At 73.8% G+C, this 21,434-nt stretch carries 22 protein-coding genes; 10 read left to right on the top strand and 12 right to left on the bottom strand.

What is annotated here, in order from left to right:
- Positions 1-8 precede the first annotated feature (8 nt).
- On the bottom strand, positions 9-545 hold the full coding sequence (locus ACH4NX_RS05035) for a hypothetical protein (RefSeq protein ID WP_351400800.1): 537 nt from the start codon (positions 543-545) through the stop codon (positions 9-11).
- Between the two features lie 334 nt (positions 546-879).
- Between ACH4NX_RS05035 and ACH4NX_RS05030 the strand changes: the two genes are divergently transcribed.
- Complete coding sequence (locus tag ACH4NX_RS05030) at positions 880-2,184, top strand: SLC13 family permease (RefSeq protein ID WP_398127168.1); 1,305 nt, start codon at positions 880-882, stop codon at positions 2,182-2,184.
- 36 nt (positions 2,185-2,220) lie between these two features.
- Here the strand turns inward: ACH4NX_RS05030 and ACH4NX_RS05025 are convergent, their stop codons facing one another.
- Both ACH4NX_RS05025 and ACH4NX_RS05020 read right to left on the bottom strand, forming a co-directional pair.
- Entirely contained in the window at positions 2,221-2,994 is a 774-nt protein-coding gene (locus tag ACH4NX_RS05025) for a maleylpyruvate isomerase family mycothiol-dependent enzyme (RefSeq protein WP_351400799.1), read from the bottom strand.
- A gap of 70 nt (positions 2,995-3,064) precedes the next feature.
- On the bottom strand, positions 3,065-3,388 hold the full coding sequence (locus tag ACH4NX_RS05020) for a hypothetical protein (protein WP_398126953.1): 324 nt from the start codon (positions 3,386-3,388) through the stop codon (positions 3,065-3,067).
- A gap of 91 nt (positions 3,389-3,479) precedes the next feature.
- On the opposite strand from ACH4NX_RS05020, the gene ACH4NX_RS05015 reads away from it, so the two are divergent.
- Positions 3,480-4,349: a fructosamine kinase family protein gene (locus tag ACH4NX_RS05015; RefSeq protein ID WP_351400797.1), complete on the top strand. Its 870-nt coding sequence runs from the start codon at positions 3,480-3,482 to the stop codon at positions 4,347-4,349.
- 3 nt (positions 4,350-4,352) lie between these two features.
- Here the strand turns inward: ACH4NX_RS05015 and ACH4NX_RS05010 are convergent, their stop codons facing one another.
- Both ACH4NX_RS05010 and ACH4NX_RS05005 read right to left on the bottom strand, forming a co-directional pair.
- Positions 4,353-6,011 carry a catalase gene (locus ACH4NX_RS05010; protein WP_398126954.1) on the bottom strand — a complete coding sequence of 553 codons (1,659 nt, stop codon included), beginning with the start codon at positions 6,009-6,011 and terminating at the stop codon, positions 4,353-4,355.
- A 201-nt stretch (positions 6,012-6,212) separates the two neighbouring features.
- On the bottom strand, positions 6,213-6,449 hold the full coding sequence (locus tag ACH4NX_RS05005) for a hypothetical protein (protein ID WP_345590183.1): 237 nt from the start codon (positions 6,447-6,449) through the stop codon (positions 6,213-6,215).
- A 174-nt stretch (positions 6,450-6,623) separates the two neighbouring features.
- Here ACH4NX_RS05005 and ACH4NX_RS05000 point away from each other — a divergent pair, with 174 nt between their 5' ends.
- The 4 genes from ACH4NX_RS05000 to ACH4NX_RS04985 all read left to right on the top strand — a co-directional run bounded on the left by ACH4NX_RS05000 (position 6,624) and on the right by ACH4NX_RS04985 (position 10,578).
- Entirely contained in the window at positions 6,624-7,289 is a 666-nt protein-coding gene (locus ACH4NX_RS05000) for a TetR family transcriptional regulator (RefSeq protein WP_351400795.1), read from the top strand.
- Positions 7,290-7,299: 10 nt separating this feature from the next.
- Positions 7,300-8,100 carry an SDR family NAD(P)-dependent oxidoreductase gene (locus tag ACH4NX_RS04995; RefSeq protein ID WP_398126955.1) on the top strand — a complete coding sequence of 267 codons (801 nt, stop codon included), beginning with the start codon at positions 7,300-7,302 and terminating at the stop codon, positions 8,098-8,100.
- 54 nt (positions 8,101-8,154) lie between these two features.
- Complete coding sequence (locus ACH4NX_RS04990) at positions 8,155-9,195, top strand: NAD(P)-dependent alcohol dehydrogenase (RefSeq protein ID WP_351400793.1); 1,041 nt, start codon at positions 8,155-8,157, stop codon at positions 9,193-9,195.
- Positions 9,196-9,342: 147 nt separating this feature from the next.
- On the top strand, positions 9,343-10,578 hold the full coding sequence (locus ACH4NX_RS04985) for a cytochrome P450 (protein WP_351400806.1): 1,236 nt from the start codon (positions 9,343-9,345) through the stop codon (positions 10,576-10,578).
- Between the two features lie 144 nt (positions 10,579-10,722).
- Here ACH4NX_RS04985 and ACH4NX_RS04980 read toward each other — a convergent pair whose 3' ends face one another.
- A complete protein-coding gene (locus tag ACH4NX_RS04980; RefSeq protein ID WP_351400792.1) occupies positions 10,723-12,255 on the bottom strand; it encodes a helix-turn-helix domain-containing protein in 1,533 nt (510 codons plus the stop codon).
- Between the two features lie 171 nt (positions 12,256-12,426).
- On the opposite strand from ACH4NX_RS04980, the gene ACH4NX_RS04975 reads away from it, so the two are divergent.
- Together ACH4NX_RS04975 and ACH4NX_RS04970 are read left to right on the top strand one after the other, a co-directional pair.
- Entirely contained in the window at positions 12,427-13,047 is a 621-nt protein-coding gene (locus ACH4NX_RS04975; protein ID WP_398126956.1) for an L-threonylcarbamoyladenylate synthase, read from the top strand.
- 124 nt (positions 13,048-13,171) lie between these two features.
- Complete coding sequence (locus tag ACH4NX_RS04970) at positions 13,172-13,927, top strand: dienelactone hydrolase family protein (RefSeq protein WP_351400790.1); 756 nt, start codon at positions 13,172-13,174, stop codon at positions 13,925-13,927.
- 101 nt (positions 13,928-14,028) lie between these two features.
- On the opposite strand, the gene ACH4NX_RS04965 is transcribed toward ACH4NX_RS04970, so the two are convergent.
- Positions 14,029-15,006, bottom strand: a complete 978-nt coding sequence (locus ACH4NX_RS04965; RefSeq protein ID WP_398126957.1) for a TauD/TfdA dioxygenase family protein — start codon at positions 15,004-15,006, stop codon at positions 14,029-14,031.
- Positions 15,007-15,154: 148 nt separating this feature from the next.
- On the opposite strand from ACH4NX_RS04965, the gene ACH4NX_RS04960 reads away from it, so the two are divergent.
- Together ACH4NX_RS04960 and ACH4NX_RS04955 are read left to right on the top strand one after the other, a co-directional pair.
- Positions 15,155-15,985, top strand: a complete 831-nt coding sequence (locus ACH4NX_RS04960) for an aldo/keto reductase (protein WP_398126958.1) — start codon at positions 15,155-15,157, stop codon at positions 15,983-15,985.
- Positions 15,986-16,035: 50 nt separating this feature from the next.
- Positions 16,036-16,656, top strand: coding sequence for a DNA polymerase ligase N-terminal domain-containing protein (locus tag ACH4NX_RS04955; protein WP_398126959.1), 621 nt, complete (start codon positions 16,036-16,038; stop codon positions 16,654-16,656).
- Here the strand turns inward: ACH4NX_RS04955 and ACH4NX_RS04950 are convergent.
- The 5 genes from ACH4NX_RS04950 to ACH4NX_RS04930 all read right to left on the bottom strand — a co-directional run bounded on the left by ACH4NX_RS04950 (position 16,653) and on the right by ACH4NX_RS04930 (position 21,387).
- Positions 16,653-19,001: a SpoIIE family protein phosphatase gene (locus ACH4NX_RS04950; RefSeq protein ID WP_398126960.1), complete on the bottom strand. Its 2,349-nt coding sequence runs from the start codon at positions 18,999-19,001 to the stop codon at positions 16,653-16,655. The two genes, ACH4NX_RS04955 and ACH4NX_RS04950, sit on opposite strands and share 4 nt — an antisense overlap.
- A gap of 62 nt (positions 19,002-19,063) precedes the next feature.
- Positions 19,064-19,531, bottom strand: a complete 468-nt coding sequence (locus tag ACH4NX_RS04945; protein ID WP_351400785.1) for a peroxiredoxin — start codon at positions 19,529-19,531, stop codon at positions 19,064-19,066.
- Positions 19,528-19,908, bottom strand: a complete 381-nt coding sequence (locus ACH4NX_RS04940) for a DoxX family protein (RefSeq protein WP_398126961.1) — start codon at positions 19,906-19,908, stop codon at positions 19,528-19,530. The genes ACH4NX_RS04945 and ACH4NX_RS04940 overlap by 4 nt, the downstream gene beginning before the upstream one ends.
- A gap of 238 nt (positions 19,909-20,146) precedes the next feature.
- A complete protein-coding gene (locus tag ACH4NX_RS04935) occupies positions 20,147-20,668 on the bottom strand; it encodes a MarR family transcriptional regulator (protein ID WP_398153348.1) in 522 nt (173 codons plus the stop codon).
- 62 nt (positions 20,669-20,730) lie between these two features.
- Entirely contained in the window at positions 20,731-21,387 is a 657-nt protein-coding gene (locus ACH4NX_RS04930; RefSeq protein ID WP_351400783.1) for a TetR family transcriptional regulator, read from the bottom strand.
- Between the last annotated feature and the right edge of the window lie 47 nt (positions 21,388-21,434).

Below are 21,434 nucleotides of genomic sequence, written 5' to 3'. Positions count from 1 at the left end.
GGCGCGGGTCAGGCGGCGAGTGCCCGGCCCGGGTCCAGTCGGGCGACGAGCTGGGCGTGGTGCAGCCCGGCGACGGGTGCGGCGAGGTCGGGGTGCCGCAGCAGCGTAGCCGCCCGCCGGTCCTGTGCGTCGGGCGCGAGCAGGCGGCGGAACTCGGCCGGCGTACCGGACGGCGTACCCTCCGCGGGGTCGCCGTCGGCCAGCGCGGCCACGGCGAGGGCGGCGAGTTCCGGGTCGGTCAGCAGACAGGCCGCCCAGCTCGCCACGACCTCGTCCACCCAGGTCCGCCAGGCCTGGTCCGGGTCCCCGGCCGCCGTGCCGTCCGCGCCCGTGATCCAGTCCAGCCCGGCGGAGCCGCCGGGGCCCGTCACGTCCATCAGCGCGACGTCCATCGGGGTCGGACAGCGCAGCCGGGCCGCGACCGTCACGGCCTGCCGCGCCTGCGCCTCGCACAGGGCGTGGGCCAGCGCGCCGCCGGACGCCGGGTAGGCGCGGGTGAGCCACTGGGTGGTCGCCGCGATGACGGGGGAAAGATCTGCGTGCACTGCCGGGCCGTCCGAACTACTCGCCGTGGGGACTGGAGTGTGGTCGTCACTACTCGTCGTGGGACAGGGGGTCCGGTCGTCGTGGGGAGACGCCGGGTCCGCCAGAACCGTAGCCCGCGGCTCATGGCCCGGAACATGGCCCGGCTCTCGTCGACGGCGTGGCCTCGGACACATCCGGGCCGGGCCGGCGGGTCCGGTCGCGGACGGCGGCACCGGACACGCGGTCCGTCCCTGTCCCGCCGTGCGCGCCCTGTCCCCGCCCGGGGATGCGACCCTGGGCAGCCTTCGTCGATCACCGGGTGCCCGCCCGGCTCACCGGTGTGGAGGAGAAGTCCTGAGTACCGCCGTTCTCTCCGGGGCCGTCCCCGTCGTCCTGCTGCTGGGTGTCCTGGTCTTCGCCGTTCTGCGTCCCCGGGGACTGCCGGAGGCCGTGGCCGCCGTACCCGCCGCCGCGCTGGCCGTGGTCCTGGGCACGGTCACCCCGCACCAGGCGTGGGAGCAGACACGCACCCTGCTGCCGGTCGTCGCCTTCCTCGCCCTGATCCTGGCACTGGCGTACCTGTGCGCGAAGGAAGGACTGTTCGAGGCCGTCGGCGCGGCCGTGGCCCGCCGGTGCGGTGGCGGTCCGCGGCGGCTGCTGGCCGGGGTGTTCGCCGTGGCCTCGGCGGTCACGGCGGTGCTCAGCCTCGACGCCACGGTCGTGCTGCTCACCCCCGTGGTCCTCGCCACCGCGTCGCGGGCCGGCGCCCGGGCCCGCCCGCACGTGTACGCCACGGCGCATCTGGCGAACTCCGCCTCGCTGCTGCTGCCGGTCTCCAACCTGACCAACCTGCTGGCCTTCGCGGCCAGTGGGCTGTCCTTCACCCGGTTCGCCGCGTTGATGGCGCTGCCGTGGCTGGCCGCGATCGCCGTCGAGTACGCGGTGTTCCGTCGCTTCTTCCGCGCGGACCTGGCCAAGTCCGCCGGCTCCGTGCCCGTGCCCGCCGGCTCCGCGTCCGTGCCTACCGGCTCCGCGCCCGTGCCCCTGGCTGAGCCGCGGGTGCCCCGGTTCGCCGTCGTCGTCCTGGCCCTGACCCTGGCCGGGTTCGCCGTGGCCTCGCCCGCCGGGCTGGATCCCGCGTGGGCGGCGCTCGGCGGGGTCCTGGTGCTCGGCGGGCGGGCACTGGCCCGGCGCCATGTCACGCCCCGGGAGCTGGTGGGGGCCACGGCGCCGCTGTTCTGCGTGTTCGTACTGGCCCTCGGCGTCGTGGTGCAGGGGGTGGTGGCGAGCGGCCCGGCCTCGGAGCTGGGGCGACTGCTGCCGGCGGGCGACTCGCTGCCGGCGTTGCTCGGGGTGGCCGCGGTCGCCGCGGTGCTGGCCAACCTCGTCAACAACCTGCCGGCCGTCCTCGCCCTGCTTCCCCTGACCGCGCCCGCCGGACCCGCCCAGGTCCTCGCGGTGCTGATCGGCGTGAACCTGGGTCCGAACCTGACCTACGTCGGCTCGCTCGCCACTCTGCTCTGGCGGCGGATCCTGCACCGGCACGGCATCGAGGCGGACCTCGGCCGGTTCACGCGGCTGGGCCTGCTCACCGTACCGGCCACGGTCGCCGCCTCGACCGTGGCTCTGTGGGGGGCGCTGCGCCTCATCGGCGCGTGACACCGGCCGGCTGCCCCGCCTCCACGGTGCCTGCGCTCACTCGGTCGCCACGACGACGCAGCGCCGCAGCTCCTCGGCCGCCTCCGGGTCGCCCTCGACCGTCACACCGCCGTCCCCGCCGTCCCCCTCGGCGCCCTGCCGGTTCCACAGCCGGCGCAGCACGGCCTCCGGGGGGCCGCTGAGCGTCAGGTCGGCGGTGCCGTCGCCGGCGCCGTCCGTCACGCTGAACTCCCCCGGCCCGGTCCGTACCCGCCACGCGGCGTCACCGGCCCGCACCAGGAACGTACGCCCCGGCGAGCCGGACAGGATGTCGGTGAAGTAGTCGCCCCACTCGGCGACGGAGTACGCGGCGAAGACCTTGAGCAGCTCGTCGACGCCGTCCACGGCGAGATCGGCCGGAACGGGCGCGACGGACCGGCCGGTGGCGAGTTCGGCGTCTATGCGGTGGACTACGGTCTCCTGGGCCATCCGCCGGATCCAGAAGCCGACGCTCTGGTCGGGGCCGTACCAGGTGGCGGCCGGGTCCTCGGGAGCGCGGCCGGCGAACTCGGCGCGCAGTGCGGTGTACCCCCGGTCGAGCAGCGCGGTCGGCTCCTCCTCGGCGAACTCCTTCGGCGGCCAGGGCTCGGGCTCGACGCCCTCACGCATGGCGACGGTCTTGTGCAGGTAGACCTCGCCGACGTGCCGGGTCAGGTCGGCGACGGTCCAGCCGGGGCAGGTGGGGACGAGGGCGTCGGCGTCGGTCTCGACGACGGCTCGCAGCCGGTCGTAGTCGGCCGCGAGGCAGTCGAGGAAGCGGGGGAAGTCCATGCCGCAGACCCAACCACACCCTCGGGTTCGGGACACCGGGTTTGTCACCGGGGCGCCGGCGGCCCCACGCTCACCAGGCCGCGCTGGGGATCGCGGGCCGGCGCACGGCCTCGGCGGCGTCCCGCAGGTACAGGGCCACGGTGATCAGCGCGCGCAGGGCGGACGGGCGCAGGCTCTGCGCGCTCTCGGCGGCGAGCACCAGCAGGCAGCCCGCGGCCTGCTCGACGACCGGGACCGAGAACGCGAAGTCGCCGCCGTCGGCCCCGCGAAACGCGCGCCAGGGGGTCGCGGCACCGTCGATGGCCTTCTGGACCGCGTGCTCGAGATGGTGCGCGGCCTGCTCGCACACGGGGGCGGGCAGGGTGATCGTGCGATGGAACGCTGAACTGGTCATAGTCCCACTGCTCCCCCGCGCCCGGGTTGTTCGATCGGCGTACCGGGCGTTTTTCACCGGGTCGGCCGCAGCCGGTCCTACTCTGGTGACCGTGTCCGCCACCCTCTCCCCCTCGGCCGCCGCGGCCCGGTTCACCGGCCGGTCGGTGACCGGTGAGCGCCCGTTGTCCTCAGCGCTCACCGAAGTCACCCTCGACGACGGACACACGGTGATGGTCAAACGCGGCGACGGCACCGGAGCGGCCCGGGCCGAGGCCGCGGGGCTGCGCTGGCTGGCGGACGCCGGCACCGTGCGGATCCCGGCGGTGCACGGCGACGACGGGCGCTGGCTGGTCACCGATCGTGTGGCACAGGGCCGGGCGGATGCCGGGGCGGCGATCCGGTTCGGCCGGGACCTGGCCGCGCTGCACGCCGCCGGGGCACCGGCCTTCGGTGCCGCGCCGCCCGGTGGCCCCGAGAACGCCTACATCGGGCTCGCCCCGATGCGCAACGTCACCGGAGGCGACTGGCCGCGCTGGTACGCCGAGCACCGGGTACTGCCGTATCTGCGTGGCGCGGTCGACGCCGGCACCGTCCGGGCGGCCGAGGCGGCCGACGTCGAGCGGGTCTGCGAGCGGCTGCCCGAGCTGGCGGGGCCCGCGGAGCCGCCCGCCCGGCTGCACGGCGACCTGTGGAACGGCAACGTGCTGTGGGGTGCCGACGGAGAGGTCCGGCTGATCGACCCGGCCGCGCACGGCGGACACCGGGAGACCGACCTGGCGATGCTGCGTCTCTTCGGCTGCCCGCACCTGGACCGGGTCCTGGACGGCTACCGCGAGAGCGCGCCGCTCGCCGACGGCTGGGAGGACCGCGTCGGCGTGCACCAGCTCTTCCCGCTGCTGGTGCACGCCGTGCTGTTCGGGCGCGGCTACGCCGAGCAGGCGCTCACGGCGGCCCGGGCGGCGCTGCGGCACACGGGGTGAGCGTCAGCGCGTCACGACGTGCCGCTCGTTGGGGACGCAGTGGGTCATCGTCAGGCCTTCCACGTCGCGCGGCGGGTTCTTGCCGAGGTTGGCCAGCCGCTCCCGGTCCTCGTCGGTGAGGTCCTGACTGGCCAGCGGCTTCAGATGCGAGACGTCCTGCGGGCTGATGCCGATGCCTTCGCCGACCCGCAGACCGAGGTCGTTCTCGACCAGCAGGAAGTGCCACACCATGCGCTCCTGCACCGGCCGGTCGCACTGGGAGAGCAGGTTGACGAAGTTCGCCACGAGGTCGTCGCGCTCCCACTGCTCCAGCAACAGATAGCGCTGTCCGGCCTGGAGGTAGTCGTTGGTGCGCGGGATGCGCTTGCGGGTGAGCCGCCCCTGGATCTCCGGGCCCTGCTCGTCGTGCGTCGGGTACTGCCCCTCGCGCAGGCCGCCGGTGATCGACGGCTCGTAGTTGACGATCGGGTTCTCGCCGCCGCTGTCCTGGTGGTAGGCCATCTGGCCGTCGCGCTGGTTGGTGCGCACGTCGGCGTTCTTGGCCCGGTTGACGGGCAGTTGGAGGTAGTTCGGGCCGACCCGGTGACGCTGGGTGTCGCTGTAGGAGAAGGTGCGGCCGACCAGCATCTTGTCGTCGGAGAAGTCCAGGCCGTCGACGATGACGCCGGTGCCGAAGGAGATCTGCTCGTTCTCGGCGAAGTAGTTCTCCGGCATCCGGTCGAGCACCATCCGGCCGACCGGCTTGGCGGGGAACTCCTGCTCCGGCCAGGTCTTGGTGTCGTCGAGCGGGTCGAAGTCGAGCTCCGGGTGGTCGTGGTCGTCCATCATCTGGACGAGCAGTTCCCACTCGGGGTACTCACCGCGCGTGACCGCGTCGTAGAGGTCCTTGGTGGCGTGGCCGAGGTTCTCGGCCTGGACGTTGGCGGCGTCCTCCTCGGTCATGCTGCGGACGCCCTGCTTGGGCATCCAGTGGAACTTGACGAGCTTGGTCTCGCCGGCCGCGTTGACCCACTTGTAGGTGTTGACGCCGAAGCCCTGCTGGTGGCGGTAGTCCGCCGGGATGCCGCGCGGGCTGAACAGGTTGACCAGCATGTGCATGCACTCCGGCGTCTGCGACATGAAGTCGAAGATGCGCCGGGGCTGCTGCTCGAAGGTCACCGGGTCCGGCTTGAGGGCGTGGATGACGTCGGGGAACTTGATCGCGTCGCGGATGAAGAAGACGGCGAGGTTGTTGCCGACGAGGTCCCAGTTGCCGTCCTCGGTGTAGAACTTCACCGCGAAGCCGCGGGGGTCGCGGGCCGTCTCCGCGGAGTCGCGTCCGCCGATGACGGTGGAGAACCGGACGGCCAGGTCGGTGCGCTTGCCCCGCTCCTGGAACAGCTTGGCCCGGGTGTAGCGGTCGATCGGCTCGTCGCCCCAGGCGCCGTACGCCTCGAAGTAGCCGTACGCGGTCACCCCGCGGGCGTGCACGACGCGCTCGGGGATGCGCTCGCGGTCGAAGTGGCTGATCTTCTCCAGGAACTGGTAGTTCTCCAGCGTGGCGGGGCCGCGGGCGCCGACGGTGCGCTGGTTCTGGTTGTCGTAGACGGGGTGCCCCTGCCGGTTGGTGAGCACCTTGCGGTCGTCGCCCGGGGCGGGTCCCTGGCTCGATACGTCCGTCATGTTCGTGGGCTCCTTCGACTCGTGGCCGTCCTCGGGCGCGGCCCTGAGCTGCGAGGCGGCCGTCGGCCGCGCACATGGGCGCCCCGGGTACCCATAGTGATACATCCGACACGTACTGATTTACTCGCATTTCGCACGTCCCACGCCGAGAACCCGGACGCCCGGGTCACAGGGCGTCCGGGTCCTCGCGGGCGGGCCGTGTCAGCCGCCGTTCAGCCGCGCGCGCAGCAGCCCCTTGCCCATTTCCGCGCCCTTGCGGCTGTCCGCCTGAGCCTTGCGGAAGAGCTCCGCGACCTCGGTGTCCTTGTTGCGCTCCGCGTCCTGGATGTACGTCTCCAGGCGCAGCGCGTTGTTCAGGCACGACTCGACGTACCAGATCAGGTTGTAGTCCTTGTCCTGCGTGCCGGTCACGCCGCCGGTCTCCGTGCCGCTGGCCATGCGAGCCTCCTCGAGGTGGTGGTCGGTCCGAAGCGCGGACCGGGTACCCGGCGCACCCCGGGGCACACGGCATCGGCGGACGCGGGCCGGACGGGCGACTCGATGTCCCGTTGAGCCACATGTCTCAGTGAGTCACATGTCCCATTGGGACATTTCAGGTGTACTCTGGGAGACATGACGGCGACGAAGCCCTCCACCACCACCGAGGACCGGCGGCAGCGCAAGGCGCGGCAGACCCGCGACGCGCTGGCCACCGCCGCCCGCGACCTGCTCCTGGAGCGCGGGCCGGCGGCGACCACGGTGGAGGCCATCGCCGAGCGCGCGGACGTCACGCGCCGCACGTTCAGCCGGCACTTCGCCGGCAAGGAGGACGCCGCCCTCGACTTCGTCCGCCGGGACGGCGACCGCATCAACGCGCTGCTGCGGTCCCGCCCCGCCCACGAGCCGCCCCTGCTGGCCTATCGCAGGGCCGTACGCGACTGGCTGGCCGACCGGGACGACCCGGCCTGGCACGTGCGTCCCCGGATGCGCCGGCTGCTGGCCCTGGCCGACACTGAGCCCGACCTGTTCGCCGCCTATCAGCGCATCCGGGTCGACGCCCAGGAGGAGTCGATCCGCATCGTCGCCGACCGGCTCGGCACCGACGACACCCGGGACGTACGCCCCGCCGCGCTCGTCGACGCCGCCGCCGGAGTCCTGATCGCCGCCCTGCGTCTGTGGGCGCGCGGCGGTGACCGGGACTCGGGAGCCGCAGACCTCGCCGCCCTCGTGGAGCGGGCCTACGACGCCCTGACCTCGGAGGCCGCGGCCGCGACCCCCGACAGCACCACCGAAGAGTGAGAACCGCACCATGAGCACCACCGGCACCACCACCGGCACCACCCCTGCCACCGACCACGCCGCCGAGTTCACCGGCCGCACCGTCCTCGTCACCGGCGCCGCCTCCGGCATCGGCCTGGCCACCGCCCGCCGTCTCGGCGCCGGCGGCGCGGGCGTCGTCGTCGCCGACTACAACGCCGAGGGCGCCGAGCAGGCCGCCGCCGAGCTGAGGGCCAAGGGCGTCGAGGCCGCCGCCGTCGAGCTGGACGTGACCCGTCCGGAGTCGGTCGAGGCCGCCGTACGGACCGCCGTCGACGCCTTCGGCGGCCTGGACCTCGCCGTGAACAACGCCGGCATCGGCGGCCCGAGCGCCCCGACCGGCGAGTACGACATCGCGGCCTACGACCGCGTCGTACGCACCAACCTCGACGGCGTCTTCTACTCGATGCGCTACGAACTGCCCGCCATCGAGGCGGCCGGCAAGGGCGGCGCCATCGTCAACGTCGCCTCCATCCTCGGCTCGGTCGGCTTCGCCGGCTCCCCCGCCTACGTCGCCGCCAAGCACGGCGTGGTCGGGCTGACCAAGGCGGCCGCCGCCGAGTACGCGGCCAAGGGCATCCGGGTCAACGCGGTCGGCCCGGGCTTCATCGACACCCCGCTGCTGAAGACCATGGACGAGGCCGCCTACAACGGCCTGGTCGCCCTGCACCCGGCCGGCCGCCTCGGACGCTCCGAGGAGGTCGCCGAGCTGATCGCCTTCCTGCTGTCGGACCGGGCGTCCTTCGTGGCAGGCAGCTACCACCTCGTCGACGGCGCCTACACCGCCGTCTGAGGCCGACCGCACATCAGGGGGGAACGAACCGGGGGAGAACGAAGGAGTTCGACCATGAAGGCACTTCAGTACCGCACCATCGGGACCCCGCCCGAGGTGGTCACGGTCCCCGACCCGGAGCCCGGCCCCGGCCAGGTGCTGTTGAAGGTCACCGCCGCCGGTGTCTGCCACTCCGACATCGCGGTGATGGGCTGGCCCGCCGAGGGCTTCCCGTACGAGCTGCCGCTCACCCTCGGCCACGAGGGCGTCGGCACGGTGGCGGCGCTGGGCGCCGGTGTGACCGGGCTGGACGAGGGCGACGCGGTCGCCGTGTACGGGCCCTGGGGCTGCGGCACCTGCGCCAAGTGCGCCCAGGGCAAGGAGAACTACTGCCTGCGCGCCGAGGAGCTGGGCATCCGTCCGCCGGGGCTCGGGCGTCCGGGCACGATGGCCGAGTACCTGCTCGTCGACGACCCCCGGCACCTCGTCCCGCTGAACGGGCTCGACCCCGTCGCGGCCGTACCGCTGACGGACGCCGGGCTGACGCCGTACCACGCGATCAAGCGGTCGCTGCCCAAGCTGGTCGCCGGGTCGACCGCGGTGGTCATCGGCACCGGTGGTCTCGGCCACGTCGCCATCCAGCTGCTGCGCGCCCTGACGCCCGCCCGGGTCGTCGCCCTGGACGTCAGCGAGGACAAGCTGCGCCTGGCCCGCGAGGTGGGCGCGCACGAGGCGGTGCTGTCGGACGCCAAGGCGGCGGACGCGGTGCGCGAGCTCACCGGCGGTCTCGGCGCCGAGGCCGTCTTCGACTTCGTCGGAGTGGCACCGACCGTGAAGACCGCGGGCGCCGTCGCGGCCGTCGAGGCCGATGTCACGCTGGTCGGCATCGGTGGTGGGTCGCTCCCCGTCGGGTTCGGCATGCTGCCCTTCGAGGTGTCGGTCAGCGCGCCCTACTGGGGCAGCCGCAGCGAGCTCATCGAGGTGCTGGACCTGGCCCGCGCGGGTGCCGTGTCGGTGCACACCGAGACGTACTCCCTGGACGACGCCCCGCTCGCGTACGAGCGGCTGCACGAGGGGAAGGTCAACGGCCGTGCGGTGATCCTGCCCCACGGCTGAGCGCCCACCGCTTTCCGGCGGGCGGGGACGACGAATGCGCCAACTCGTCGCCCCCGCCCGCCCTTTGAGGTTGCGACGAGTACAGTCCCCTGAGCGGACCGGAGAGATCCGCCGTCCGGAGGAGACCGTAGGAGACACGTCGTGACCGTGCCCGTGACCGACCGCATCGCCCTCGACCCGTTCGGCGCCGACATCGCCGCGGAGAGCGCCCGGCTGCGTGCCCTCGGTCCGCTGGTTCCCGTGGAGCTGCCCGGCGGCATACCCGCGTGGGCGCCCACCCGCTACGACACGCTCAGGGAACTGATCCTCGACCCGAGGGTCAGCAAGGATCCGCGGCTGCACTGGCGGCTGTGGCCCCGGATCGCCGAACACCCCTCGTGGGGCTGGATCCTGGGCTGGGTCGGTGTGGTCAGCATGCTGTCGACCTACGGCCCCGACCACACCCGGCTGCGCAAGCTGGTGGCGCCGAGCTTCACGCACCGGCGAACCGAAGCGATGCGCCCCCGGGTGGAGGCGATCACGGCCGAACTGCTCGACGCTCTCGACTCGTCCGACGTGCCCGGGGGTGACGTCACCGACCTGCGGGAGCGGTTCGCGCACCCGCTGCCGATGCGGATGATCTGCGAGCTGTTCGGTGTGCCGGAGAAGCTGTGGGAGGACACGGGGCGGCTCATCGCCGCCGCCATGGACACCTCCGACCCGAGCCCCGGGCACGCCGCCTCCGTACAGCGGCAGATGGGCACGGTGCTGCCCGCGCTGATCGCCCACAAGAGGGAACACCCCGGGGACGACCTCACCACCGAGCTGATCCGGGTCCGCGACGAGGACGGCGACCGGCTCACCGACGAGGAGCTGCTCTACACGCTGCTGCTGGTCATCGGAGCGGGCTTCGAGACCACCGTGAACCTCATCGGGAACGCGGTCGTCGCCCTGCTGACGCACCCGGAGCAGCTGGCGGCCGTGCGGTCCGGACGGATCGGCTGGGACGCCGTCGTCGACGAGACACTGCGGGTGCACCCGTCGATCGCGTCGCTGCCGCTCCGGTTCGCCGTCACCGACCTCACCGTCTGCGGCGTCACCGTACCGGCCGGGGACGCCATCGTCACGACGTACGCCGCCGCCGGGCACGACCCGTCGCGCTACGGACCGGACGCCGACGCCTTCGACGCGGCCCGCGGCGTTGACGACCACCTCGCGTTCGGCATCGGCGTGCACCGCTGCGTCGGCGCGCCGCTGGCCCGCGCGGAGGCCCTGACGGCGCTGCCCGCCCTGTTCGAGAGGTTCCCGGAGCTACGCCTGGCCGTGGATCCGCGGGAGCTGCGACAGGTGCCGTCGTTCATCGCCTACGGCTGGCGGGAGATCCCGGTACGGCTGCGCGGCTGAGCCGGCCCCACGCCCGGGTGGCGACCAAGCGGCGGGGGCGCGACCGGTCCCCCGTTCCGGTCGTACCCCCGCGGCCCGTTGAACCTACGTGGACGGGTCGGCCGTTGTGAATCGTGTCGATGCCCGATGGCGGTCCAAAAGGACTCACCCGTGCACAGGTGAGTCCGGATGGCCCGGTTTCGTCCCGGGCAGAGGGGGCTGGCCGAGGTCGCCCGCCGCCAGATGGGCGAGCACCACCTCGTACAGGTCGCTGCCGGCGGCGAGCAGTTGGCGTTCGAGGACCGGCTCGGCGCTGCGGACGTGCTCGCGCACCGTCTGGGCGTGCACACCGAGCGTCTGCGCGGCCCGCTCGGCGTTGCCGCCGACGGCGATCCAGGTGCGCAGCGTCCGCCGCAGGTTGCGGGCGTCCGGCTCCAGGCGGCCGAGCAGACCGCCGGCCCACGTGCGCAGCGCCGGAGCGGTCAGCAGGTCGGTGAGGCAGGCGGGGCCCGGCCGTGCGGTGCCGTCGTCGGCGGGGTACTGGGCGAGACCGGCCTGGGCGTTCAGGGCGAGGTGGACGGTGGCGCGTACGGTCAGGTCCGCGAAGTCGGTGCGCAGCAGTGACTCGACCCGGTCCATGCGGGCGCGGACCGTGTTGCGGCTGACGCCGAGGATCTTCGCCGTGCTGACGGCGGTGAACTCCAGACCGAGCCGGGTGGTGGCGAGCAGCTCGGCGCGGGTGTGGTGCGGCAGGGCGTCGAGCGGGCGCAGCAGGCGGGCCGTCCAGCCGTGCAGCGCCGCCGGGTCCATCAGGCGCTCGGGGTGGGTCCGCTCCGCGTACACGGCGGCCTTGTCCGGGCGGAACCTGGCGACGGCCAGGGCGCTCACGGCCTGCCCGTACGCGGTGGCGGTGCGGGCGAGGCTCTGCCGGGCGCTGCCGCCGAGGAAGACGCCGGGGAGGCGGCCGACGAGCGAGCGCAGCTCCTGCCCGGCCGCCTCGCCGGGCGTGAGGACGATCACGTGTCCGTCCATGGCCGGGCACCGCACCACGAGCGCCCGCTCTCCCGTCGCCGACAGGCACTCCTCGGCGAGCCGGTCCCGCCCCTCGGGGCTGCTCTCCACGACGTAGACGCACGCCGCCTCGGTGTCGAGGAGGCCCGGCCAGAGACCGGCGGCCACCCGGCGGGCGGAGACGGTGTCCTCCACCATCAGCAGTTGCAGGATGGCCAGGCGCAGGTCGGAGGCCGCCCGCCGCAGCCGGTGTCCGGCCGCGGCCGACTCGTGACCGGCCAGCAGCAGCTCCACCACCTGGGCGGTGTGGGTGACGATGTCGAAGGCCCGCCGGTCGAAGGGGGTCTCGCGCGCCACCGCGAGGACGGCGGCCGGCGCCGGATGGACCCGTTCCACGCGGACGAGCCGCAGATGACGGCCCCGGTCCTCCAGGGCCGCGGAGGCGAGCCGGCCGGAGGTGATGTCGGCGACCAGGTCCTCGTCCAGCCGCGCGCGGGTGCCTGCCAGCAGGCGGCCGGTGCCGTCCTGCAGCGACACGGCCGCGTGCGCGGCCGAGGCGAGCCAGGTGACGACCCTGCGCACGTCGCGTCCGGCCGGCCGCAGGTGGTCGAGGAGTTCCTCCGCCCAGTCCGCCGGCTCACCGGCTCCGGTCGCCCACTGCCGTGTCCCGTCCTGACGGCCCGCCACGTCGGCCTTCTCTCCTCGTCCTCGCCTCGCCCCCCGTCCCAGGTCGGGGACGTTACCGCATGGCCGGGCGCGCACGGCACCCGTACGGGCGCGATCGTCCGCGCGGGGCCCCGTCCGAGTCCGCGACCAGGCCTGTCGGTCCGTACCCGCGAGCGGGCATAAGCTCGGTGAATGGCGAAGTACTTCGACGTGCACCCCGACAACCCCCAGCCGCGCAGCATCTCCCAGGTCGCCGACAGCGTCCGCTCGGGAGCGCTGATCGCGTATCCGACGGACTCCTGCTACGCCCTGGGCTGCCGACTGGGCAGCCGCGACGGCATCGACCGCATCCGGTCGATCCGGCAACTGGACAACCGGCACCACTTCACCCTGGTGTGCCAGGACTTCGCGCAGCTCGGTCAGTTCGTACAGATCGACAACGACGTGTTCCGGGCGATCAAGGCGTCGACCCCCGGCAGCTACACCTTCATCCTGCCGGCGACCAGGGAGGTGCCGCGCATGCTCCAGCATCCCAAGAAGAAGACCGTGGGGGTGCGCATCCCCGACCATGTCGTCACCCAGGCCCTGCTCACCGAACTCGGTGAGCCGCTGCTGTCCAGCACCCTGCTGCTGCCCGGCGAGGACGAGCCGATGACCCAGGGCTGGGAGATCAAGGACCGGCTCGAGCACGTACTGGACGCGGTGATCGACTCCGGTGACTGCGGCACCGAGCCGACCACGGTCGTCGACTTCTCCGGCGGCGAGGCGGAGATCGTGCGGCGGGGCGCGGGCGACACGACCCGGTTCGAGTAACGGGCCGCCCGCGGCGGGGTACCAGCAATTCCCCGGCCCCGCCCCCCGGCGTGCCACGATGATCACGACCCGTCGGTGCCCCGGCGGGTCGCCCACCGCCGCTCCGCAGGAAGGCAGCCCCGCCATGACCGCCGTACAGGGAACCGCTGTCGACATCACCACCGCCGACGGCACCGCGGACGCCTACCTGGCGCACCCCGCCGACGGGAGGCCGCGTCCCGCCGTCCTGCTCTACATGGACGCCTTCGGGCTGCGCCCGCAACTGAGGAACATGGCCGACCGGCTGGCGGGCGCCGGGTACACCGTGCTGGTCCCGAACGTCTTCTACCGGCACGGGCGGGCGCCGGTCGTGGAGCTGCCCGAGTTCATCGACCCGGGGGCGCGGCCGGACATCTTCCGGCGACTCGGCCCGATCATGCGGTCGCTGACGCCCGAGCGGGCGATGCGGGACGCCGGCGCCTGTCTTGACCGGCTGGCGGAGGCCCCGGCGGCGGCCGACGGCCCGGTGGCGCTGACCGGCTACTGCATGGGCGCCGCACTCGCCCTGCGCACGGCCGGCGCGTATCCGGACCGGGTCGCCGCGGCGGCCGGCTTCCACGGCGGGAACCTGGCGACCGAGGGACCGCGGAGTCCGCACCTGGTGGCCGGGCGGATCACCGCCGAGCTGTACTTCGGCCACGCGGACCACGACGGTTCCATGACGCCCCAGCAGCAGGAGCGTCTGGCGTCGGCCCTGACCGCGGCCGGCGTCCGGTACCGCTGCGAGGTGTACGACGGCGCCCCGCACGGCTACACGCAGGAAGACACCGCGGCGTACGACCCGGAGGCGGCCGAGCGGCACTGGGAGGCGCTGCTCGGCCTCCTGAAGCGGACGTTCTGACCGGGAGGGTCCGGGACGGCGCCTCGCCGGCGGCGTACGGTCTTCCGCCGGACGGGACACGTGGCCGCGAGGACGAGGTGCCGCCCCGCTCGTCCGGCGGCTCACCAGCGTCCCGGTCCGCTGCCGACGACCACCTCCGAGGGGGTGCCGTCCACCCCGGCCGGCACGTCGCCGGTGAGCATCACGCGGTGCATGGTCCGGGGGTGGCCGAGGTGGGCGTTGTCGCTCGGGGCGAGATGGATGGTGGCCCGGTTGTCCCAGAAGGCGACGCTGCCCGGCTCCCAGCGGAAGCGGACGGTGTACTCGGGCCGGGTCGCCTGCTCCAGCAGCAGTTCCAGGACCGCCGCGCTCTCCGGGCGGGAGAGGCCGGTGATCTGCTCGACGTAGTACCCGTTGACGAACAGCACCCGCTCCCCCGTCTCCGGGTGAACGCGGACCAGCGGGTGCACGGTGGCGGTCTGGTGGTCCAGCAGGTGGCGGACGTAGGCGTCGTCGCCCGGGCGGGGCTGGTAGCCGACGCCGAGGCGGTGTTCGGCGCGCAGTGTGCCGACGAACGCGCGCATCGGGGCGGACAGTCCGGCGTAGGCGGCGGCCAGGTTCGACCAGGTGGTGTCGCCGCCGTACGGCGGGACCGTCTCGGCGCGCAGAATGGTGGCGGCCGGCGGGTCGACGCGGGCGCCGTGGTCGCAGTGCCAGCCGCGCAGCAGCGTGTGGCGCCGGCGCCGCAGCCACTCGTCGTGCTCCATCCCGAACCTCCCGCCCAGTTCCAGCCGGTCGGCGGTCGTCTCCACCTCCGGGAAGTGTGCCGGCGACGCCTTGCCGCGCCGGGGCAGGACGACCGGTTCGCCGAAGAGGCGCGCGAACGCGACGTGCCCGGCGTGGTCGAGTCGCTGGTCGCGGAAGAAGACCACCTTCCAGTGCAGCAACGCGGCCCGGACCGCCGCGACCCGGGCCGCGTCGAGGCCGGCCGCCAGGTCGACGCCGTGGATCTCGGCGCCGATGTGCCCGGCGACCGGTTTCACCTCGATCCCCGCGGCCTCCGCCGCCGTGCGGTCCCCCGTTGCCCTGTCCGTCGTCATGTGCGCTCCGTCGGTCGGTCGGTCGCTTCGGCTCCAGCAGAGATCGTGGCAGAACACCGGGCGCCCCGTCCGGTTGATCACCACTCACCCCGTGGGCGACGCTGGACGTGCGGCACACCGCCGCGCACAGTCGAGGGAAGGCCCCACGGTGATCAGCATCCCGACGCACACGCTCAACGACGGCACCACGCTCCCCGCCCTGGGGCTGGGCACCTGGCCCATGCGGGACGACGAGGCGGAGCGGGCGGTCCGTGAGGCCCTTCGGACGGGCTACCGCCTGATCGACACCGCGACGAACTACCGCAACGAGACCGGCGTCGGCCGAGGCGTGGCCGCCGGCGGGATCCCCCGCGAGGAGATCGTGGTGACGACCAAGCTGCCCGGCCGGCACCACGGCTACGAGGAGACGCTCGCCTCGTTCGAGGAGTCCCGCGCCCGGCTCGGCCTGGAGTACGTCGACCTGTACCTGATCCACTGGCCGCTGCCCCGGGTGGACAAGTACGTCGACTCCTGGAAGGCCATGGTCAAACTGCGCGAGGACGGCCTCGTACGCTCGGTGGGCGTCTCCAACTTCACGGCCGCCCACATCGAGCGGCTGGAGAAGGAGACCGGTGTCCTGCCCTCCGTCAACCAGATCGAGCTGCACCCTCTCCTCCCGCAGGAGGAGCTGCGCGCCTTCCACGAGCGCAAGGGCATCCGTACGGAGAGCTGGAGCCCGCTGGGCCGCGGCAGCGACCTGCTGGACGATCCGGCGCTGGCCGCGGTCGCCGAGGCGCACGGTGTGACGCCCGCGCAGGCGGTGCTGCGCTGGCACACCCAGCTCGGCGCGGTGCCGATCCCGAAGTCCTCCGACCCCGCGCGGCAGCGGGCGAACCTCGACGTCTTCGGCTTCGAACTGGACGCCGGCCAGATGGGTGCCGTCGCGGACCGCGCGCACCGGCGGATCGGCGGCGACCCCGAGGTGCACGAGGAGTTCTGACCGGGGTACCCGGCCCCGGTCGGCGGGGGCCTCTCGGGAAGGAGCCGCACGTGGGCGAGGACAACGGGCCGCGCGACTACCACGGCAGGCGTGACGTCGACCGGACCGGCGAACCCGCGGGACGCGAGGCGGCCTCGGAGGGTTCCGGCAGCGAGGGGCACCGCTTCGTCGTACAGATCCACGACGCGAGCACCCTGCACTTCGACCTCCGGCTCCAGGTGGCCGACGTACTGAGGTCCTGGTCGGTGCCGAAAAGCCCCTCGGCGGACCCGCGCGACAAGCGGCTCGCGGTGCCGACGGAGGACCATCCGCTGGAGTACGAGGAGTTCGAGGGCGTGATTCCCGCGGGTGAGTACGGAGGCGGCACGGTCATCGTCTGGGACCACGGCACCTACGAGCCACTGAGCCACGACCGCCGGGGACGGCCGGTCGGCTTCGCGGAGTCACTCGCGCGCGGCCACGCCAGGTTCCGGCCGCACGGCTCGAAGCTGCGCGGCGAGTACGCGCTGACCCGGTTCCGCGGCGGGAAGGAGGGCGACGACGAGGAGGCGTGGCTCCTGGTGAAGACGGCCGGCGCCGGGGCCCGGAGGCACGGCACCCCGGACCCCCGGCGTGCCCGGTCGGCACGCAGTGGCCGCACCCTCGCGCGGGTCGCCGGGGAAAGCCGCTAGGTGTTTCGACCGGGCAGGGGCTGTTCGGCCCAGATGGTCTTGCCGGTGCCCGTCTGCCGGCTGCCCCAGCGCTGGGTGAGCTGGGCGACCAGCAGCAGGCCCCGGCCGCCCTCGTCGTAGGCGTGGGCGCGGCGCAGGTGCGGGGAGGTCGAGCTGCCGTCGGAGACCTCGCAGATGAGGGCGCTGTCGCGGATGAGGCGGAGCTGGATGGGCGGCTCGCCGTACCGGATCGCGTTGGTGACGAGCTCGCTGACGACCAGTTCGGTGACGAAGGCCGCCTCGTCCAGCCCCCACTGTGACAGCTGCTCGTTGACGGACCGCCGCGTGGCCGCCACGTGGACGGGGTCCGGGTGGATGTCCCAGGTACGTATCTGGTCCGTGCCCAGTGCGCGGGTGCGGGCCAGCAGCAGCGCCACGTCGTCACTGGGCTCCTCCGGCATGACGGCCTTGAGTACGGTGTCGCACAGGGCGTCGAGCGAGCTGGCGGGCGCGGTCAGCGCGCGGCACAGCTCCGCGGTCGCGTGGTCGACGTCGCGGTCGCGGTCCTCGACGAGACCGTCCGTGTACAGGGCGACGAGGGAGCCCTCGGGCAGTTCCAGCTCCGTCGCCTCGAACGGCAGCCCGCCGACACCGAGCGGCGGCCCCGCGGTCATGCGGATGAGCCGCGTGGTGCCGTCGGGCAGGACGAGGGCCGGCGCCGGGTGGCCCGCCGCGGCCAGCGTGAGGGACCGGGTGACGGGGTCGTAGACGGCGTAGAGGCAGGTGGCTCCCAGTTCCGCGACCTCGTCGCCCGAGTCGCCGGCGACGAGGTGGGTGACGAGGTCGTCGAGGTGGGTCAGGAGTTCGTCGGGGGGCAGATCGACGTCGGCGAGGGTGCGGACGGCCGTGCAGAGGCGGCCCATGGTCGCCGTGGACGGGATGCCGTGGCCGACGACGTCCCCGACGACGAGCGCGACACGGCTGCCGGACAGCGGGATCACGTCGAACCAGTCGCCGCCGATGCCGGCCGCCGACACGGACGGCAGGTACCGGTGGGCCACCTCGACCGCCGCCTGCCCGGGCAGGCCCTTGGGCAGCAGGCCGCGCTGGAGGGTCAGGGCGGTGGAGCGCTCGCGGGCGAAGCGGCGGGCGTTGTCGATGCAGACCGCGGCCCGGCTGGCGAGCTCCTCGGCGAGGACGGTGTCGTCGTCGACGTGCGGTTGCTGGGGCGCGGCGCGCACGGCCACCGCGACGCCCAGGGCGGTGCCCCGGGCCATCAGCGGCACCGCCAGGGTCGAGCGGACGCGCTCCCGGTAGGCGCGGTTGTAGGGGGCCTGCTCGTCGCGGGCCCGCATCCACCGGTCGAAGTCCGGGTCGCCCGGGCCGGTGAGCACCGCCCGCCCCTCTCTCAGTGCCCGCGCGGGCACCGAGTACGACGGGTAGGCGTCCGTCTCGCCCAGGTGGACGGAGGCCCTGGGGAAGTCCTCGGTGGTGGCGCTGTGCGCGACGCGCCGCAGTGCGACGGCCTCGGCCGGCACCGCGAGCGGTTCCTCCGCGCCCAGGACCCAGTCGAGCAGGTCGACGCTGGCGAAGTCGGCGAAACGCGGCACGAGGAACTCGATCAGTTCCTCGGCGGTGCGTACGACGTCCAGCGTGGTGCCGATACCGGCGGCGGCCTCGTTCAGCAGACCCAGCCGCTGCCGCGCCCGGTGCTGCCCGGTGCTGTCGAAACCCGCCACGGCCACGGCGGCCACCTCGTCCTGGGCGTCGCGGACCGGCCACATCTCGATGGTCCAGGCGTGTTCGCCGAGCCGTGAGGAGGCTGGGGTGAAGGTCTCGTAGTGGGCGGGCAGGCCGGTTTCCACGACCTTCCGCAGGTGCCGCATGAAGCCCGACCCGTTGGCGTCCACCTCCTCCATGATCTCCGGCAGCCGCCGCCCGATGAGGTCCTCCTCCGGCAGCCCGAGCATCCGGCGTGCCGTGTCGTTGACCTGGAGGTAGCGCTGTCGGGTGTCGTGGACGGACATGGACAGGGACGCCTGCTGAAGAGCCCGCCCGGTCAGGCGGAACGTCCGTTCCTCGGGCGACTCGACGGTCACCACGAACCCGTCCGGTGCGCCGGCCGCCCCCAGCAACGGCGAGCCGCGCAGGGACACCGCCACGGTGGAGCCGTCGCGGTGCCGGAGCAGAGCCGTGCCCGCCGGCTCGCACCGGGCTCCGGGCGGCACGTCCTCGGCGAGCAGGTCCCGTGCGTCCCGGCCGACGACCTCCTCGGCCGGATAGCCGGTCAGTCGCCGGGCACCCTCGCTCCAGCTCGTCACCGTGCCGTGGGCGTCCAGGATCGCCACAGCGGAGGCATGCTCCATAGCGTCCAGGATTGACCCTTTGTGGCCCGCTTTCAACCGCGGCGGGCCGGGCGGGTGCTTCCCTACCCTCGGTGAGCGCGCAGCGCCGCGAGGGCGCGGTCGGCGTGCGTGTTCATTCTGAGCTCGCTGCGGACGGCCTCGATCAGGGTGCGGTCCTGCCCGATGACGAACGTGACCCGCTTGGTGGGAGCCAGGCTGAACCCCCGCTTCACTCCGAACAGCTCGCGGACCGCGCCGTCGGCGTCGGAGAGCAGCGGCATGCCGAGGGTGTGACGCCCGGCGAACTCACGCTGCCGTTCGACGGGATCACCGCTGACACCGACGGGGTGGGCGCCGGCCGCGGCGAACTCGGCGGCGAGGTCGCGGAAGTGGCAGGCCTCCGCGGTGCAGCCGGGGGTCAGTGCGGCCGGGTAGAAGAACAGTACGACCGGGCCGTCGGCGAGCAGCTCGGACAGGCGGCGCGAGGTGCCGGTCTCGTCCGGCAGCGCGAAGTCCTCGACCGTGTCCCCCACGGCCGGGGGGCGGCTCACGACCGGCCCTCGCTGCCCTTGGCGACGCCTCGGGCCCACAGCACGAGCGGCAGCTGCACGGGGAGCCTGGCGTAGGCGGCGGCCTTCTGCGGCGTGGGACGGTGCCGCCAGTCCACGGCCATCTTGACGTTGCCGGGGAACACCCCGACGAAGAAGGCTGCCGTGGTCAGCGCGGCGGCCTTGCGGGTGCGCGGCAGCGCGATGCCCGCGGCGAGCGCCAGTTCGGCGACGCCGCTGGCGTACGTCCAGGCCCGGGGCGTGCCCGGCAGGCCGCGCGGCACGATCGCGTCGAACGTGCGGGGGCGGGCGAAGTGGGCGACGCCCGCGGTGGCCAGCAGGCCGGCGAGCAGCAGGGGTGAGCGTTCGGACCGGGACACGGTTCCTCCTCCGGGGGGCCTGCCGCGCGATATTACTCGACGGTAAGGACCGGGGGTGACCGGGTCGCGTACGGCGGTCGCGGGTGCCGGGTGCGCAGCCGGGGCAGCGGCCCGCCACCGGCCGGCGGCGGCAGGCACCCGCCGGCCGGCCCGCGCGGCCCACCACCACCCGCTCGACGCCCGTACAGCCGGAAAGCGGCACAGCCGCACAGCCGCACAGCCGCACGGTGAGCGTCCGTCAGGCGGTCGCCGTACGCAGCGTGGACCGGCCCTCGGGCTCCTCGTCCGCCGCGTGGCCGAGGAAGTCGTCGGCCACGCGGTGGAAGAGGCCGGCGAGCTGCCGCGGTTCACCGGGGGACCAGTCGGCGGGGCCGACCGCATACCGCGGGCCTCGGCGTCCGGCAGGAGCGTGACGGCCTCGCGGGCCGGCCCCGGTGAGCTGGACGCGCTGGGCCCGGCGGTCGTCGGGGTCTCGGGGACGCGGGTGGCGCACCCCGTCCGCTGCGACTGCCGCACCGTGCGCGCGACCTGTGAGGGCTCCACACCCAGCCGGGCGGCCGGCTCCCCCGGGCGCGGCGGGCCGGAGTGCCGTCCGGCGCGGCAGCGCCGCGGCCGCCCGGTCGAGCGGCACGTCCGCGCGGGCCGTCAGCCGTTCGCGCTGCCGCCGTCGCGTGCCCGGGCAGGTGACTCGGGGGAGCGCTCGCCCGGTCTCGGTCGACTCCGGGTACACGCAACCGCCGGGGAGCGGGGCCGCGGACATACGGCCGCTTCACCTTCCCCGCGCGCCACGCGATCAAGCGCCCCGCGCGTGCGGAGCCCCCGTCACTCCCCGCCCCGGGGCGTGACGGGCGCCAGCCACATGCCCACGATCGCGTCGACGAGGCCGTCGGCGGCCTCCTCCCAACTGACGCGAGGGGTGGGACGCCCCTCGGCGAGAGCGCGTTCCCGCTCGGCCGCCATGTGCACGATGAGATGACGGGCCATGTCGCCCCGCTCGGCCCGGACCTCGTCCGGCAGCGCGGGCATGCACCGGTCGCGCCCCACGATGATCTCGCGCAGCGATGCGGAGGTACGGGACTCCTCGACCATGATCTGCCGCAGCGCCGGATCGGTCATGACCTGGGCGCAGAACCGCGCGTACCAGGTGGGACTGCCCAGCGCCGCCAGATGGTCGAACTGTGGCCGCACCAGGCAGTCCACCCAGTCGCGCAGGTCCGCCGAGCCGCCCACGGCGGCCAGCTGCCGGGCGCGCAGCTCCTCGACCCTCTCGTAGTGCCGCTGGGCGATGGCCCGCACCAGGTCGGCCCTGGTGCCGAAGTGGTAGCCGACGGCGGCGTTGTTTCCCTGTCCGGCGGCCTCGCTGACCTGGCGGTTGGAGACCGCGTACACCCCGTGCTCGGCGTACAGCCGCTCGGCCGTGGTCAGGATCAGCTGCCGGGTCGTGCTGACCTGTTCCGCCCGTACCGCCCTGCCCGCCATGACCACCGCCGTACCGGGACTTTCCTTCCCTGCCCGCGCCGGCCAGT

The organism is Streptomyces sp. NPDC017225, assembly GCF_044331465.1.
GTDB lineage: Bacteria > Actinomycetota > Actinomycetes > Streptomycetales > Streptomycetaceae > Streptomyces.
Note: the sequence above shows the minus strand (reverse complement) of the source record. Positions and strands in the feature narration are given on the sequence as shown.

What these genes read in the sequence shown, in the direction of transcription:
- ACH4NX_RS05025 (WP_351400799.1), bottom strand. Translation starts at nt 2,994, where the DNA reads ATGGACTTCCCCCGCTTCCTCGACTGCCTCGCGGCCGACTACGACCGG.
- ACH4NX_RS05020 (WP_398126953.1), bottom strand. Translation starts at nt 3,388, where the DNA reads ATGACCAGTTCAGCGTTCCATCGCACGATCACCCTGCCCGCCCCCGTG.
- ACH4NX_RS05010 (WP_398126954.1), bottom strand. Translation starts at nt 6,011, where the DNA reads ATGACGGACGTATCGAGCCAGGGACCCGCCCCGGGCGACGACCGCAAG.
- ACH4NX_RS05005 (WP_345590183.1), bottom strand. Translation starts at nt 6,449, where the DNA reads ATGGCCAGCGGCACGGAGACCGGCGGCGTGACCGGCACGCAGGACAAG.
- ACH4NX_RS05000 (WP_351400795.1), top strand. Translation starts at nt 6,624, where the DNA reads ATGACGGCGACGAAGCCCTCCACCACCACCGAGGACCGGCGGCAGCGC.
- ACH4NX_RS04995 (WP_398126955.1), top strand. Translation starts at nt 7,300, where the DNA reads ATGAGCACCACCGGCACCACCACCGGCACCACCCCTGCCACCGACCAC.
- ACH4NX_RS04990 (WP_351400793.1), top strand. Translation starts at nt 8,155, where the DNA reads ATGAAGGCACTTCAGTACCGCACCATCGGGACCCCGCCCGAGGTGGTC.
- ACH4NX_RS04975 (WP_398126956.1), top strand. Translation starts at nt 12,427, where the DNA reads ATGGCGAAGTACTTCGACGTGCACCCCGACAACCCCCAGCCGCGCAGC.
- ACH4NX_RS04970 (WP_351400790.1), top strand. Translation starts at nt 13,172, where the DNA reads ATGACCGCCGTACAGGGAACCGCTGTCGACATCACCACCGCCGACGGC.
- ACH4NX_RS04965 (WP_398126957.1), bottom strand. Translation starts at nt 15,006, where the DNA reads ATGACGACGGACAGGGCAACGGGGGACCGCACGGCGGCGGAGGCCGCG.
- ACH4NX_RS04950 (WP_398126960.1), bottom strand. Translation starts at nt 19,001, where the DNA reads ATGGAGCATGCCTCCGCTGTGGCGATCCTGGACGCCCACGGCACGGTG.
- ACH4NX_RS04935 (WP_398153348.1), bottom strand. Translation starts at nt 20,668, where the DNA reads ATGTCCGCGGCCCCGCTCCCCGGCGGTTGCGTGTACCCGGAGTCGACC.
- ACH4NX_RS04930 (WP_351400783.1), bottom strand. Translation starts at nt 21,387, where the DNA reads ATGGCGGGCAGGGCGGTACGGGCGGAACAGGTCAGCACGACCCGGCAG.